The sequence below is a fragment of the Streptomyces sp. NPDC037288 genome, from assembly GCF_055603265.1.
In genome coordinates this window covers 238,955-250,641 of the sequence record NZ_JBVJVY010000001.1, presented here as the reverse complement: position 1 = coordinate 250,641, position 11,687 = coordinate 238,955, and the positions used below count along the sequence as shown (strand labels likewise).

13 protein-coding genes are annotated in these 11,687 nt (G+C 70.7%); 9 read left to right on the top strand and 4 right to left on the bottom strand.

Annotation, left to right across the window (positions count from 1 at the left end; all coding sequences use genetic code 11):
• Positions 1-197: 197 nt before the first annotated feature.
• From ACZ7GZ_RS01230 to ACZ7GZ_RS01215, 4 genes are all read left to right on the top strand, one after another.
• Positions 198-455: a hypothetical protein gene (locus tag ACZ7GZ_RS01230; RefSeq protein WP_471019663.1), complete on the top strand. Its 258-nt coding sequence runs from the start codon at positions 198-200 to the stop codon at positions 453-455.
• A 35-nt stretch (positions 456-490) separates the two neighbouring features.
• On the top strand, positions 491-688 hold the full coding sequence (locus ACZ7GZ_RS01225) for a hypothetical protein (protein ID WP_471019660.1): 198 nt from the start codon (positions 491-493) through the stop codon (positions 686-688).
• Between the two features lie 11 nt (positions 689-699).
• The gene (locus tag ACZ7GZ_RS01220) at positions 700-1,380 is read left to right on the top strand and encodes an ABC transporter ATP-binding protein (protein ID WP_471019657.1); all 681 of its coding nucleotides are present in this window, start codon (positions 700-702) and stop codon (positions 1,378-1,380) included.
• A gap of 330 nt (positions 1,381-1,710) precedes the next feature.
• Positions 1,711-3,657 carry an FtsX-like permease family protein gene (locus ACZ7GZ_RS01215; protein WP_471019655.1) on the top strand — a complete coding sequence of 649 codons (1,947 nt, stop codon included), beginning with the start codon at positions 1,711-1,713 and terminating at the stop codon, positions 3,655-3,657.
• A 56-nt stretch (positions 3,658-3,713) separates the two neighbouring features.
• Here ACZ7GZ_RS01215 and ACZ7GZ_RS01210 read toward each other — a convergent pair whose 3' ends face one another.
• Positions 3,714-4,388, bottom strand: coding sequence for a TetR/AcrR family transcriptional regulator (locus ACZ7GZ_RS01210; protein ID WP_471019652.1), 675 nt, complete (start codon positions 4,386-4,388; stop codon positions 3,714-3,716).
• 68 nt (positions 4,389-4,456) lie between these two features.
• Between ACZ7GZ_RS01210 and ACZ7GZ_RS01205 the strand changes: the two genes are divergently transcribed.
• A complete protein-coding gene (locus ACZ7GZ_RS01205; RefSeq protein WP_471019650.1) occupies positions 4,457-5,989 on the top strand; it encodes an MFS transporter in 1,533 nt (510 codons plus the stop codon).
• On the top strand, positions 5,986-6,384 hold the full coding sequence (locus ACZ7GZ_RS01200) for a cupin domain-containing protein (RefSeq protein ID WP_471019647.1): 399 nt from the start codon (positions 5,986-5,988) through the stop codon (positions 6,382-6,384). Before ACZ7GZ_RS01205 ends, ACZ7GZ_RS01200 begins: the two co-directional genes overlap by 4 nt.
• An 80-nt stretch (positions 6,385-6,464) precedes the next feature.
• Here the strand turns inward: ACZ7GZ_RS01200 and ACZ7GZ_RS01195 are convergent, their stop codons facing one another.
• Complete coding sequence (locus tag ACZ7GZ_RS01195; protein WP_471019645.1) at positions 6,465-6,995, bottom strand: DUF4232 domain-containing protein; 531 nt, start codon at positions 6,993-6,995, stop codon at positions 6,465-6,467.
• Positions 6,996-7,201: 206 nt separating this feature from the next.
• Here ACZ7GZ_RS01195 and ACZ7GZ_RS01190 point away from each other — a divergent pair, with 206 nt between their 5' ends.
• The 3 genes from ACZ7GZ_RS01190 to ACZ7GZ_RS01180 are packed head-to-tail and all read left to right on the top strand — an operon-like array spanning position 7,202 to position 10,204.
• Positions 7,202-8,479, top strand: a complete 1,278-nt coding sequence (locus tag ACZ7GZ_RS01190; protein ID WP_471019642.1) for an ABC transporter substrate-binding protein — start codon at positions 7,202-7,204, stop codon at positions 8,477-8,479.
• Positions 8,476-9,378 carry a carbohydrate ABC transporter permease gene (locus ACZ7GZ_RS01185; RefSeq protein WP_471019639.1) on the top strand — a complete coding sequence of 301 codons (903 nt, stop codon included), beginning with the start codon at positions 8,476-8,478 and terminating at the stop codon, positions 9,376-9,378. Before ACZ7GZ_RS01190 ends, ACZ7GZ_RS01185 begins: the two co-directional genes overlap by 4 nt.
• On the top strand, positions 9,371-10,204 hold the full coding sequence (locus tag ACZ7GZ_RS01180; protein WP_471019637.1) for a carbohydrate ABC transporter permease: 834 nt from the start codon (positions 9,371-9,373) through the stop codon (positions 10,202-10,204). The genes ACZ7GZ_RS01185 and ACZ7GZ_RS01180 overlap by 8 nt, the downstream gene beginning before the upstream one ends.
• Positions 10,205-10,210: 6 nt before the next feature.
• On the opposite strand, the gene ACZ7GZ_RS01175 is transcribed toward ACZ7GZ_RS01180, so the two are convergent.
• Both ACZ7GZ_RS01175 and ACZ7GZ_RS01170 read right to left on the bottom strand, forming a co-directional pair.
• Entirely contained in the window at positions 10,211-10,990 is a 780-nt protein-coding gene (locus ACZ7GZ_RS01175) for an SDR family NAD(P)-dependent oxidoreductase (protein ID WP_471019634.1), read from the bottom strand.
• A gap of 74 nt (positions 10,991-11,064) precedes the next feature.
• On the bottom strand, positions 11,065-11,649 hold the full coding sequence (locus tag ACZ7GZ_RS01170) for a TetR/AcrR family transcriptional regulator (protein WP_471019631.1): 585 nt from the start codon (positions 11,647-11,649) through the stop codon (positions 11,065-11,067).
• Positions 11,650-11,687: the final 38 nt, after the last annotated feature.

The window sequence follows — 11,687 nt, the reverse complement described above, 5'->3', positions numbered from 1 at the left end:
CCACGATGCCGAGAGCGGGCCCGCGCTTGGCGACCTCGGCTGCGGTCGGTGTGGGTCGCGTCTTCCTGCTCCCGCTCCGCATCCCTGTCGCCCGCCGGGCGGGGCCTGCGGGCACGCGATGCGTGGCTTGTTTCGGCCGGTGTCCTGTTTTGGATCACCTGATGTGGTGGTCGGACGGGGACGTAAGGATTCGGCACGTGATCGCGACGCTACTTTCTGTAACTCCGGCTGCAGGTGGGCTGTCGGGGACACAGGAGAGGTGGCGTATGAACAGGGCAGTAGTGGGCCTGGTGGCGGCGGGGGTCTTCTTCGCGGGGGCGGGGACGGCGTTTGCGTCGTCGTGGCAGCGGCTGCCCGATCTGGCGGTGAAGAGGAGCGTGGCTCTCGAGGGAGGCCACTACCGGTTCAACCCGGCGGTGCGGAACCACGGTTCTTCGAGTGGACCGGATATCTGAACGACGTTGCTCCCAGCGACGGTCACAACGGATATGTGCAAGTCCGAGTCGAAGGCCATGACTGGACCCGCTACTACGGCAAGCAGGGCCAGAGGGTGTACCTGCACCACTCCAACTGGGACGGTGCCCAGCGGTACACGAATGACGCGTATCTTCGCGTCTGCCTCGACAGGGGAACGCTCCGGCCGGACAACTGCTCTCATGAACTGCACTTCATGGGTCACAACGGCTGAGTGGATTCACGATGTCCGAAGTCCTTGCTGCACAGGGAGTCCATCTCTCCTACGGCTCGTCGCAGGCCGTGAAGGGAGCGAACGTCACGCTCCGGCGCGGCGAGATCGCCGCCGTCACCGGTCCCAGTGGGTCGGGGAAGTCCTCCCTCCTTTACTGCCTCGCCGGTGTCCTGCCTGTCAGTCACGGCGAAGTCCTTTTCGAAGGGCGTGTGTTGGGCGAGCTCAGCGATGGTGAACTGAGCTCGCTGCGGCGCGACCGGTTCGGCTTCGTCTTCCAGTACGGCGAGCTTCTGCCCGAACTGACCGTGGAGGAGAACGCGGCGCTGCCGCTCCGGCTGGCCGGGCGCCGCAAGGCGGAGGCGTTCGCTGCCGCCCGGGACGTGCTCGGCCGGCTGGGTCTCGAAGAACTGCGGGACCGCCGCCCTTCGCAGGTGTCGGGGGGACAGAGCCAGCGGATCGCCGTGGCACGTGCGCTCGTGCACCAGCCAGCAGTTGTCTTCGCCGACGAGCCGACCGGTTCACTCGACAGTGCCAACGCGCAAGCGGTGCTGCAGGAGTTCCTCACACTGGCCCGTTCCCAGCGGGCGGCCGTCGTGCTCGTCACACACGACACCGATGTCGCTGCCCGAGCCGACACCAGATACACCATGGTCGACGGCGTCCTCACACTGCAGGGACGGTCGGCCCGGTGAAGGAACTCGGCTTGGGGCTGCGGCTGTTGCTGGGTAGTGGACGCGGAAACCGGGCCCGCTTCGCGCTCATGGCGCTGGGCGGCTCGATCGGCGTGTGCTGCCTCGCGATCGTGCTCGCGATCCCCGGCATCCTCGCGGCGCAGGACGGTCGCGTCGCGGCCCGTCAGCCAGTGGCCGCACATGGTGTGTCCGCCGCGGAGAAAAACACTCTCCCGCTGTGGCTGGAGCGGACCGACCCCTACGGTTCAAGGCCCCTCACCCGCATTTTCATGGCCCGCGGAACCAGGGCGTTTGAGCCGCCACCGGGGTTGAAAGCCATCCCCGCTCGCGGTGAAGTCTTCGTGTCCCCCCCGGCTGCACGAACTACTCCGCGCCGAGCCAGGCCTGGCGCAACGCCTGCCTGGCCGGGAAACAGGGCTCATCGGCGCGCAGGGGCTCGCACGCCCCGAGGAACTGGTCGCCTACGTCGGCATGGGTCGTGGCGAACTGCCGGACGGCTGGTACTTCTCCGGGTTCGGGACGAGCCGGGCACCGACCAGGACCGTGGAGCCGTCCACGCTCGACATCCTGCGCTTCACGATGGCCGGCATCGTTCTGCTGCCCCTCGCGGTGTTTCTCTCCGTGTGCGCTCGCCTGTCCGCCGCCGAGCGGGCCCGCAGGCTGGCCGCTCTTCGTCTGCTGGGGATGAGCGCCAAGGAGGTGCAGAGGGTCAACGCCGCAGAGACGGTAGCGGCGGCCGGACTCGGCGCCCTCCTCGGGCTGGGTGAGTACTGGGTCCTGAACCAGCTCGTCTCCCGGGTGGGACTCCCCCGATTCACGTGGTACCCGAGCGACGGGGCGTTGACCGGCTCGACGCTCATGGCATGCCTGGTGGGGTGCCCGACGCTCGCCTGGTTCGTGGCGCGGGCAAGTGCGCGGAAGGCCGCGGCCAATCCGCTGGCCGTGCGCAGGACAGCAGTGGAGAAGCGGCCTTCCGCCTGGGGTTTTCTCCCTCTGGTCGCGGGGACCGGTATCGCTGCCGGATACTGCCTCGCCGGCGCCACCGGGCACGCTCCCCAGGGCACAGGGCCGTCTTCGGTGCTTATTCCGTCGGCTGTCCTTCTCATCGGTGTCGGCCTCGTGACGACCTTGCCGTCCACGTGCCGGTACGTCGCCCGGCGAGTCGCCCGGTCCACCGGCTCTGTCGCCCTCGGGCTCGCCATGCGGCGCAACGAGGCCGAGCCGGGTGGGGCACTCCGGGTGGCGGCGGGCCTGGTCGTGTTGGTGTTCGCGGCTTCTTTGGCCCAAGGCATCCTGATCGAGCTGGATCAGGTCAGCAAGAACACATCCCCGATCCAGGACTACGACATCCGCTACGCGCAGCTGACCACCGCCCAGCGGCAATCCCTCGAGCGACTGCCGGGCGTTCGCGCCCATGTCGTCACCATGGAGTCGTCGCTCGTCGGTGCGTCCGAGATGGCCTGGTCCCCCCGCGTTGTCCTGGCCACGTGCGCCCAGCTTCGGGCGGTGACGTCGCGGGTCGGTGAGTGTACTGACCGGCAACCCTCGCGACTGTGGGGCACCACGGGGCCTCAGGGCGCACCGGCCGAGGCTGGAGGGAAGCTTCTTCTCCCGCTGGGCCGCGGCTATCGCAACGTGACGATCACGGTTCCGAAGCGAACGGTCCGGTACCGCGAGTTCCAGGACGCCTGGGTCCTCGGCGGTCAGTCGATCCTCGTTCCACCTTCCGAACTGCCCCCGGGCGCACGTCCTGAGAGCGCAACCTTCACATTGGTCAGCAACTCCGACCCGGACACAGTGCGCAGAGTCCTCGACGGCATCGGTCATGTCGCTCCGACGATCGACGTGATTCCTCAGGGACTGAACATCACGGCTCTCCAGCAGATCGCGGTCGTCAAGACGCTCCTCGGCCTCGGCATGGTCCTCGGCGCCGTCATCGCCGTTGCCGCCTACGTCGTCGCCACCACCGACCGCGCAGTGGAGCGGCGCCCCCAGGTCACCGCGCTGGCCCTGCTCGGCGCCCGCCCGCGCACGCTGCGGGCCGTGCAGATCACCCAGGTCCTCCTGCCCCTGACGGTGGGACTGCTGCTCGCCGTCGTGACGGGCAAGATGGCCGAGTCGAGTTATCTGGTCACCGGTGGCGGCACGGTGTTCTGGGACGGTGCCGGGCTTCCGCTTCTGCTCGTCGGCACCCTGTGCGTCGTAGCCGTGGCCGCGCTTGGCTCATTGCCCCTCGTCGGGCGGCGCATCGATCCGGAATTGATCCGGCGGGACTGAGCGCCAGCGGCAGTGTGGGGCGGTGCCCGGTGCGGGTGCCGCCCCCGGGGTGTTGGTCAGGCCGTGTCGGAAAGGAGGCCGTTCACCAGGGCGCGCAGACCGGGGGCGTACGTGTCCTCGGCGGTCAGCGGGGCCCAGCGGCCGGCGACCTCCGCCAGGCGGGGCAGTTCGGCCGGGTCGAGGTCGGCGAAGACGCGGTCGCGGTAGGTGGGGCGGTCGTCGGTCGCGCGCCGGCGGGTGGCGGTCGCGCGGACCACGATCTCCCCGGCGGTGTAGTACCAGATCGTCCGGTAGCCGTGCACGGCCTGCTCCAGGGGCAGCCCGCAGTCCGTCAGACCGTCCACTATCTGCTCGACGAACCACAGCGCGGACGTCGACATCAGGTCGTCCGCCGTCAGGACGTCCACGGCCCAGGGGCAGGCGGCCAGCACCTCGTGGATCGCGGTCGCGGCGGCGATGACGCGTTCACGCGGGTCGGTGGGGGGAGCGGACGGGCGGCGCAGGTGCTGCGCGGCGTAGTCGTCCAGGAGCAGGAGGAGCAGTTCCTCCTTGTCGCGGACGTGGTGGTAGAGCGCCATGGGCGTGCTGCCGATCTCGGAGGCGAGCCTGCGCATGGTCAGCCGGTCCACGCCTTCCTCCGCCACGACACGGAGTGCCGTCCGGATGATGTCCGTACGGGAGATACGGGCAGGTCGGCCGGTGGTCTTGCGGGGTGCAGGCGGTGGCGGCATGGCTCCCATCATGCCCTCGTCATCCCCGGGCAATCGACAACGGGGCCTGATCGCGCTAGTTTTCTTACATGTATAGAAACTTACGAGGCAGCCCTGCGGCCGTGCTCGCTGCCGCTGCCGTAGCCCAGTTCGTCGTCGCTCTCGACATGGCCGTGGTCAATGTCGCGCTTCCAGCGATCCGCACCTCCCTCGGCTTCGCCCCGCTCGACCTGGCCTGGGTCGTGCATGTGTACGCGCTCACCTTCGGTGGGTTTCTGCTGCTCGGCGGCCGGGCCTGCGACCTGTACGGCCCGCGTCGGCTGTTCGTGGCGGGGCTGGTCTGCTTCGGTGTCTGCTCGCTCGCCGGTGGACTCGCCCAGGAACCCTGGCAGTTGGTGGCCGCCCGCGCGGGGCAGGGCGTGGGTGCCGCCGCCACCGCGCCCGCCGCGCTGGCTCTGCTGACCACCACCTTCACGGACGGCCCCCGGCGCGTCCGCGCCCTCGGAGTGTGGAGCGGGATGAACGCCGTGGGCGGCGCACTGGGTGTGCTCGCGGGCGGAGTGCTCACCGAGTACGCGGGCTGGCGCTGGGTGATGCTGGTCAATCTGCCCATCGTGGCGACGGCGCTCGCGCTCGTCCGCGTGGCCGTACCGACCGGGCCGGGGCCGGTCCGGCGCGAGCGGCTGGATGTGCTCGGAGCACTGCTGGGGACCGGTGGTACGGGGCTGCTGGTGTTCGGTGTCGTACGGACCGATGTCCAAGGGTGGGCGTCACCGAGGACGTTGACGACGCTCGGCGGCGCCGCCGTGCTGCTGGTCGCGTTCGTCCTCGTCGAATCCCGGGTCCCCGTCCCGCTGTTGCGGCTCGGCCTGCTGCGCAGCCGCTGGGTGGTCGGTGCCGATCTGCTGGTGTTCCTCGCCGCGGCCGGGCAGTTCACCGCGTTCTATTTCGTCTCCCTGTACCTCCAGCAGGTCCTGGGCCTCGGCGCCGCCGCGACCGGTGCCGCGTTCCTGCCGTTCTGCGCGGGCTCGGTGGCGGCCACCGTCGTCGCAACCCGCATCGCCGCGGCCCGCTCGCCCCGCGCCGCCCTGGTGCCGGGCGCCCTGCTCGCCGCCGCGGGCATGGCCTGGTACTCCCGGATCAGCCCGCACGGCGGCTTCCTCACCGACGTGCTCGGGCCGTCCCTGCTCACCAGCGTCGGCATCGGGCTGCTCTTCGCGCCGGCGGCCGCCGCGGCGACGACCGGTGTCCGGCCCGGCGAGGCCGGGATGGCCTCCGGACTGTTCAACAGCGCACGCCAGCTCGGTGGTTGCATCGGTGTGGCCACCCTGGCCACGGTCGCCGCACACCGCACGGGCGCGGCCTCCGGCCCCGGCGCGCTCAACGACGGCTACGCCCTCGGCCTGGCCGTCACCGCCGCCCTCTTCCTGCTCGCGGCGGCCGTGGCGATCTGCGTGCTGCCCCGCCACCCGAGCCGGAGTCCGAGCGCCGGTGCGAGTCCGAGTAGCAGTCCGAGTCCCCATAGCAGTGCCAGTCCGAATAGCAGTGCCAGTCCGAGTAGCAGCGCGAGTCCGAGTAGCGGTGCGCGTCCGCGTACACGCGTGGAAGGGACACCGTCATGACGATCACGCCCGTCGACCTCTTCTCCTCGATGCTGGACTTCCGGCCCGACGGCGACGTCCGTTCCGGCGCCCGGCGGATGACGGACGGCGGCCCCGGTGACTGGCAGGTCGCGGCCTTCCACGTCGAGACCGGTGCCGAGGTGCACGCCGATCACTGGGAGGTGCATCCCGACGCGGAGGAAGCCGTGTGCTGCCTGGCCGGCGGCGTGCGGCTGTATCTCCGTCCCACCGTCGAGGGCGGTGCCGAGGAGATGGTGCGGCTGGCGGCGGGTACGGCCGTGATCGTGCCCCGTGGCCGCTGGCACCGCCTCGAACTGGACGCCCCGAGCGATCTGATGTCGATCACCCGCCGGCGTGGCTCACGTCTGGAGAAGCGCACCGGTCCGGGTGACTGATCCGCACCGCCGGGAAGCGCGGGGGCGGTCCCCCGGTCCCGCGCTTCCCGGCGGTCCCTTCAGCTCGTCTGGCGGCTCCCTCAGAAGTTGCCCTGGAGGTTCACCGGGCCGACCTGGAAGACGCCGGAGCAGGTCGTCCAGGGGGCCGGGACCAGGGTCGCGGTGTGCGAGGCCGGCGGGTAGACCCGCAGGTAGGAGCCGGTGCGCAGGCAGGGCCCGCCCACCGGGCCGTTGGTGGTGCGCACGATCGCCGAGGCGGAGTGGGCCGGGGCGAGCGTGACAGTGCCGTAGGGGCTGCCGCTGTGGGTGGCGGCCGGCCCGATCTGGTGGTGCGCGGTGTCCAGGACGCTGACGCCCGGATAGCCGCGCAGGGCGCAGCCGGTCGTGCTGGTGTTGGTGAACCGGACCGACCAGTACAGCGACCCCGCCGCGCCCTCCTTGTGGCCCATGGAGAGGTACAGATCGCTCGTGGTGCAGGTCCGGGCGGCGGTCGAGGCCCGGGGCGCCGCCGCGGGTGCCGACGGGGTCGCGCTCCACGCCGCTCCCGCGGCCGTCAGAGCCAGGAGAGCGGCGGTCAGTGCGGCGGCCGCGCCTCGCGCAGATGCAAACATGTCGTGTCCGCCTCCATCAGGCGAATCGGTGGATGAAGGTCACTGTGTTGGATGCGCTCCGGCTCGGAAAAGTTGTGCCGCCCGAGTATCCATTCCACGCGTTCCCCGACACACAGCCGCAACCCCTCTTTCGTAATCGGCGTGCATGGTTGATCGTTGGGCCGTGCATCGATGACGAAGACGACCGACGTCAGGGGGCACCGACGATGACGATCAGCCGCAGGGCGCTACTGGCCGCGGGAGCCGGGGCGGCGGGTGCCGGGTTACTCGCCGGCTGCGGTTCCCACACCGGGCGTGACGGCGGGGACGCCGGCGGGACGCAGCTGTCGCAGTGGTACCACCAGTACGGCGAGGCCGGCACCGAGCAGGCCGTCGAGCGGTACGCCGCCGCCTACAAGAAGGCACGGGTCACGGTGCAGTGGCGGCCCGGGAACTACGACCAGCAGACCGCCGCCGCCCTGCTCACCGACTCCGGACCGGACGTCTTCGAGGTGAACGGGCCCACGCTCGACCAGATCCAGGGCGGTCAGGTCGTCGACCTGACCGGTCTGATCGAGGGCGTCAGGGGCGACTTCAGTCCGGCCGTGCTCACGCCGAAGACGTACGACGGGAGGGTGTGGGGCATTCCGCAGGTCGTCGACATGCAGATGCTCTATTACCGGAAGAGCCTGCTGAAGGACGCCGGGGTCGAGCCGCCCGCCACGCTCGACGCCCTCGTGGACGCCGCGCGCAAGCTCACCGGCAGCAAGGTCAAGGGGCTGTTCCTGGGCAACGACGGGGGAGCGGGTGTGCTCGGCGGCACGCCCCTGTACGCCGCCGGGCTCCAGCTCGTCACCGAGGCCGGGAAGGTCGGCTTCGACGACCCCGCCGCCGCCCGCACCCTCGGCAAGCTGCACCAGCTGTACGCCGACAGGTCCCTCCTCCTCGGCGCGCCCGCCGACTGGGCCGACCCCTCCGCCTTCATCCAGGGGCTGACCGCGATGCAGTGGTCCGGGCTGTGGGCGCTGCCGCAGATCCAGAAGGAACTCGGCGACGACTTCGGCGTGCTGCCGTTTCCCGCGGACGGCAGCCACGGCAAGCCCTCCGTACCCGTCGGAGCCTACGGCGCCGCCGTCAGTGCGCGCGGCAGGCACCAGGAGGCCGCCAAGGAGTTCGTGAAGTGGCTGTGGGTGGACCGGACCGACTACCAGGAGGACTTCGCGCTGTCCTACGGCTTTCACATCCCGGCCAGGATCTCCCTGGCCGGGAAGGCGGCCAGGTTGCGGTCGGGTGCCGCCGCCGACGCCGTCCGCTTCACCACCGACCACGGCTACGCCCAGCCCCTGCTGTGGACCCCCGCCTCGCAGACCGCCTACCAGGACGCGCTCAGCCGGATCATCACGAGCGGGGCCGATCCGGCGAGTGAACTGCGGGCCGTCGTACGGAAGGTGACCGGCGAGCTCGACCGTGTGAAGAACGCGAAGAAGGCGAAGAAGACGTCGTGAGGCGCCGCAGGACCCTGTGGTTCTGGGTGTTCGTGGGGCCGTTCGCGTTCGGGCTCGCGCTGTTCACCTACGTTCCGCTGCTGTGGAGCGTGGGCCTCGGCTTCTTCGACGCGCACAACACCGTCACGCCCACGCACTTCGTCGGGCTGGACAACTACACGGCGATGCTGGAGGACGACGCGTTCGTCGGCAGTCTGCGGACCTTCCTCGTCTTCACCGCCTTCATCGTGCCGGTGACCTACGTGTGCTCGCTCTCCCTCGCCCTGATGGTGAACCGGCTGAGGCGCGCCCGCGCGTTCTTCCGGTCGGTCTTCTTCCTTCCGGCCGCGTGCAGTTATGTCGTCGCCGCGCTGGTGTGGAAGATGTCGATCTTCAACGGGGTGCGGTTCGGGCTGGCCAACACCGTGCTCGGGTGGTTCGGGGGTGATCCCGTCGCCTGGCTGGCCGGCACCGATCCGCCCTGGTACTGGCTGGTCATCGTCACGGTACGGCTGTGGCTGCAGGCCGGGTTCTACATGGTCCTGTTCCTGGCCGGGCTGCAGCGGATCGATCCGGTGCTGTACGAGGCCGCCGCCGTGGACGGGGCCCGGCCGGGGTGGACGGTGCTGCGGCACATCACCCTGCCCCAGCTGCGGGCCACCTCGGTCGCGGTGGTGCTGCTGCTCGTCGTCAACGCCTTCCAGGCCTTCGACGAGTTCTACAACCTGCTGTCCGACGCGAGGGGGTATCCGCCGTACGCCCGGCCGCCGCTGGTCTACCTCTACTACACCGCCCTCGGACAGGGGCAGAATCTCGGGCTCGGCAGCGCGGGCGCGGTGATCCTCGCGCTGATCATCGCCGTTGTCACGGTGGGGCAGGCGCGGTGGCTGAAACCGGGAAGGACGGACGCCGATGGATGACGCCCTGGTGCGGGCCGGGCGGGCGCTGCGGCTGGTGCTGCTCGTCGTGCTCGCGCTCGTCTTCCTGATCCCGTTCTATCTGCTGGTGCGCAACGGCCTGTCCAGCGAGCAGGACCTCACCTCGCCCGAATGGACGTTCCTCCCGGGCGAGTTGAGGTGGGGCAACGTCCGGGAGCTGTTCTCCGACCCGTCCGTGCCCTTCGCCCGCTCCCTGCTCAACTCCGCGCTGATCGCCGTCGCGACGACGCTGGGCACCCTGCTCCTCGCGTCCCTCGCGGGCTACGGCCTCGCCCGCATCCCGTACCGGCACGCGAACAAGGTCTTCTACGGCGTCCTCGGCACCCTGCTGGTCCCGGCCGCCGTCACCTTCGTACCGAGCTTCGTGCTGGTGTCGTCGCTGGGCTGGATCTCCACCCTGCGCGGACTGATCATCCCCACGCTGTTCTCGGCGTTCGCCTGCTTCGTCTTCCGGCAGTACTTCCTGGGATTCCCGCGGGAGTTGGAGGACGCGGCGCAGGTCGACGGACTCGGGTACTGGCGCACGTACTGGCTGGTGGTCGTGCCGAACGCGCGGCCGGTGTTCGCGGCGGTCGGCACGATCGTCTTTCTCGGCGCGTGGAACTCCTTCCTGTGGCCGCTGGTGATCGGGCAGGACCGGAGCGCCTGGACGGTCCAGGTGGCGCTGTCGTCGTTCACGACGTCCCAGGTGATCCGGCTGCACGAGCTGTTCGTCGCGGCCGTCGTGTCGATCCTTCCGCTGCTGCTGGTGTTCCTGTGCTTCCAGCGGTGGATCGTGGCGGGGGTGGAGCGGTCGGGGATCGACTGAACCGGGTCAGGCCGTCGAGCCGCCGTCCACCACCAGGTCGGTGCCGACGACCGAGGCCGCGTCGTCCGAGGCCAGGTAGAGCACGGCGGCGGCGATCTCCTCGACGGTGGAGACCCGGCCGAGCGGGGCCTCGGCGCGCATCCGGGCGGCCCGGTCGTCCTCCGTCTCGCCGGGCTTGAAGGACATGTCCGTGGCGGTGGGGCCGGGGCTGACGGCGTTGATGCGCACACCGTCGGCGATGTGGTCGAGGGCGGCGCTGCGGCTGAGCACCGACACGGCCGCCTTGGTGACGGCGTAGCCGGTGGTGCCGCGCAGCCGGCTGTGGACGCCGATCCGGGAGGCGATGTTCACGATGGCCCCGCCGTTCGGCTGGGTCCGCATCCGGGCGACTTCGGCCTGGAGGGCGAGGAGGACGCCGGTGACGTTGATGTCGAGCATCGTCCGCCAGTCCTCCTCGGCCAGGTCCGCCGCGGGCCGCCCGCGCCCGGTCATGACGCCGGCGTTGTTCACCGCCACGTCCAGGGAGCCGAACCGGTCCACGGCGGCGGACACCAGGGCCCGCAGGTCGCCGGCGCTGGTGACGTCCGCGGTGACCGCCAGCGCCTCGCCGCCCGCCTGCTCGATCAGGGCCGCCGTCTCCTCCAGCGGCTCCCTGCGGCGCCCGGCGACGACCACGTCCGCGCCCTCGCGGGCGAAGGCGAGGGCGATGCCCCGTCCGATGCCGGTGCCGGCCCCGGTGACGAGGGCCGTCCGGCCGGAGAAGCGGTTGCGCGCGGTGATGGCCACGATCTCCCCTTTTCTTGACCGATCGGTTCAGTATGAGGGCGGCAGAAACGCCCTCCGGACGGAGGGCGTCGTGGTCAGTCGAGCAGCGTCAGCGCCTGCTCCGCCGCGTCGTGGACGCGGGCCGGGTCGAACGAGGCCCTGCCGACCACCCGCAGGCCCTGCAGCAGCACGAGCAGGGTGCGGGCGAGGGCGAGGGGAGCGCGGTCCGCGGCCAGTTCGCCCTGCGCCTGCGCACGGACCAGGGCGGAGTGCAGCAGGGTCTCCAGGTGGTCCCAGCTCTGCTCCACCCGGCGGGCGGCGGCCGAGTCGTGCGCGGCCAGTTCGACCGCCGTGTTGGTGACCAGGCAGCCCTGCCGCCGGGTCACCTCGGCCGTGGCCTCGGCGGCGAACCGCCGCACCACCGCGCGTACCGCCGGCAGCACCGGGCCGGGCCGGGACAGCTCCCGGGTCAGCAGCGGGTTCTGGGTCTGCCCGTACCGCTCCAGCGCCCGCAGGTACAGCTCGTGCTTGCTGCCGAACGTCGCGTACAGGCTCGCCCTGCCGATGCCCAGGTGCCCGACCAGGTCGGCCATCGACGTCGCCTCGTAGCCGCGCCGCCAGAACAGCTCCAGGGCTGACTGCAGCGCGGCGTCCGGATCGAACTCCTTGGTCCTGGCCACGAACCGCAGCCTAGGTTTTTCTGGAACGATCGGTCAAG

Excerpts from the sequence above, each read along its gene's own strand:
- ACZ7GZ_RS01210 (WP_471019652.1), bottom strand. The coding sequence starts at position 4,388 with ATGCCGCCACCGCCTGCACCCCGCAAGACCACCGGCCGACCTGCCCGT.
- ACZ7GZ_RS01220 (WP_471019657.1), top strand. The coding sequence starts at position 700 with ATGTCCGAAGTCCTTGCTGCACAGGGAGTCCATCTCTCCTACGGCTCG.
- ACZ7GZ_RS01200 (WP_471019647.1), top strand. The coding sequence starts at position 5,986 with ATGACGATCACGCCCGTCGACCTCTTCTCCTCGATGCTGGACTTCCGG.
- ACZ7GZ_RS01190 (WP_471019642.1), top strand. The coding sequence starts at position 7,202 with ATGACGATCAGCCGCAGGGCGCTACTGGCCGCGGGAGCCGGGGCGGCG.
- ACZ7GZ_RS01195 (WP_471019645.1), bottom strand. The coding sequence starts at position 6,995 with ATGTTTGCATCTGCGCGAGGCGCGGCCGCCGCACTGACCGCCGCTCTC.
- ACZ7GZ_RS01180 (WP_471019637.1), top strand. The coding sequence starts at position 9,371 with ATGGATGACGCCCTGGTGCGGGCCGGGCGGGCGCTGCGGCTGGTGCTG.
- ACZ7GZ_RS01205 (WP_471019650.1), top strand. The coding sequence starts at position 4,457 with ATGTATAGAAACTTACGAGGCAGCCCTGCGGCCGTGCTCGCTGCCGCT.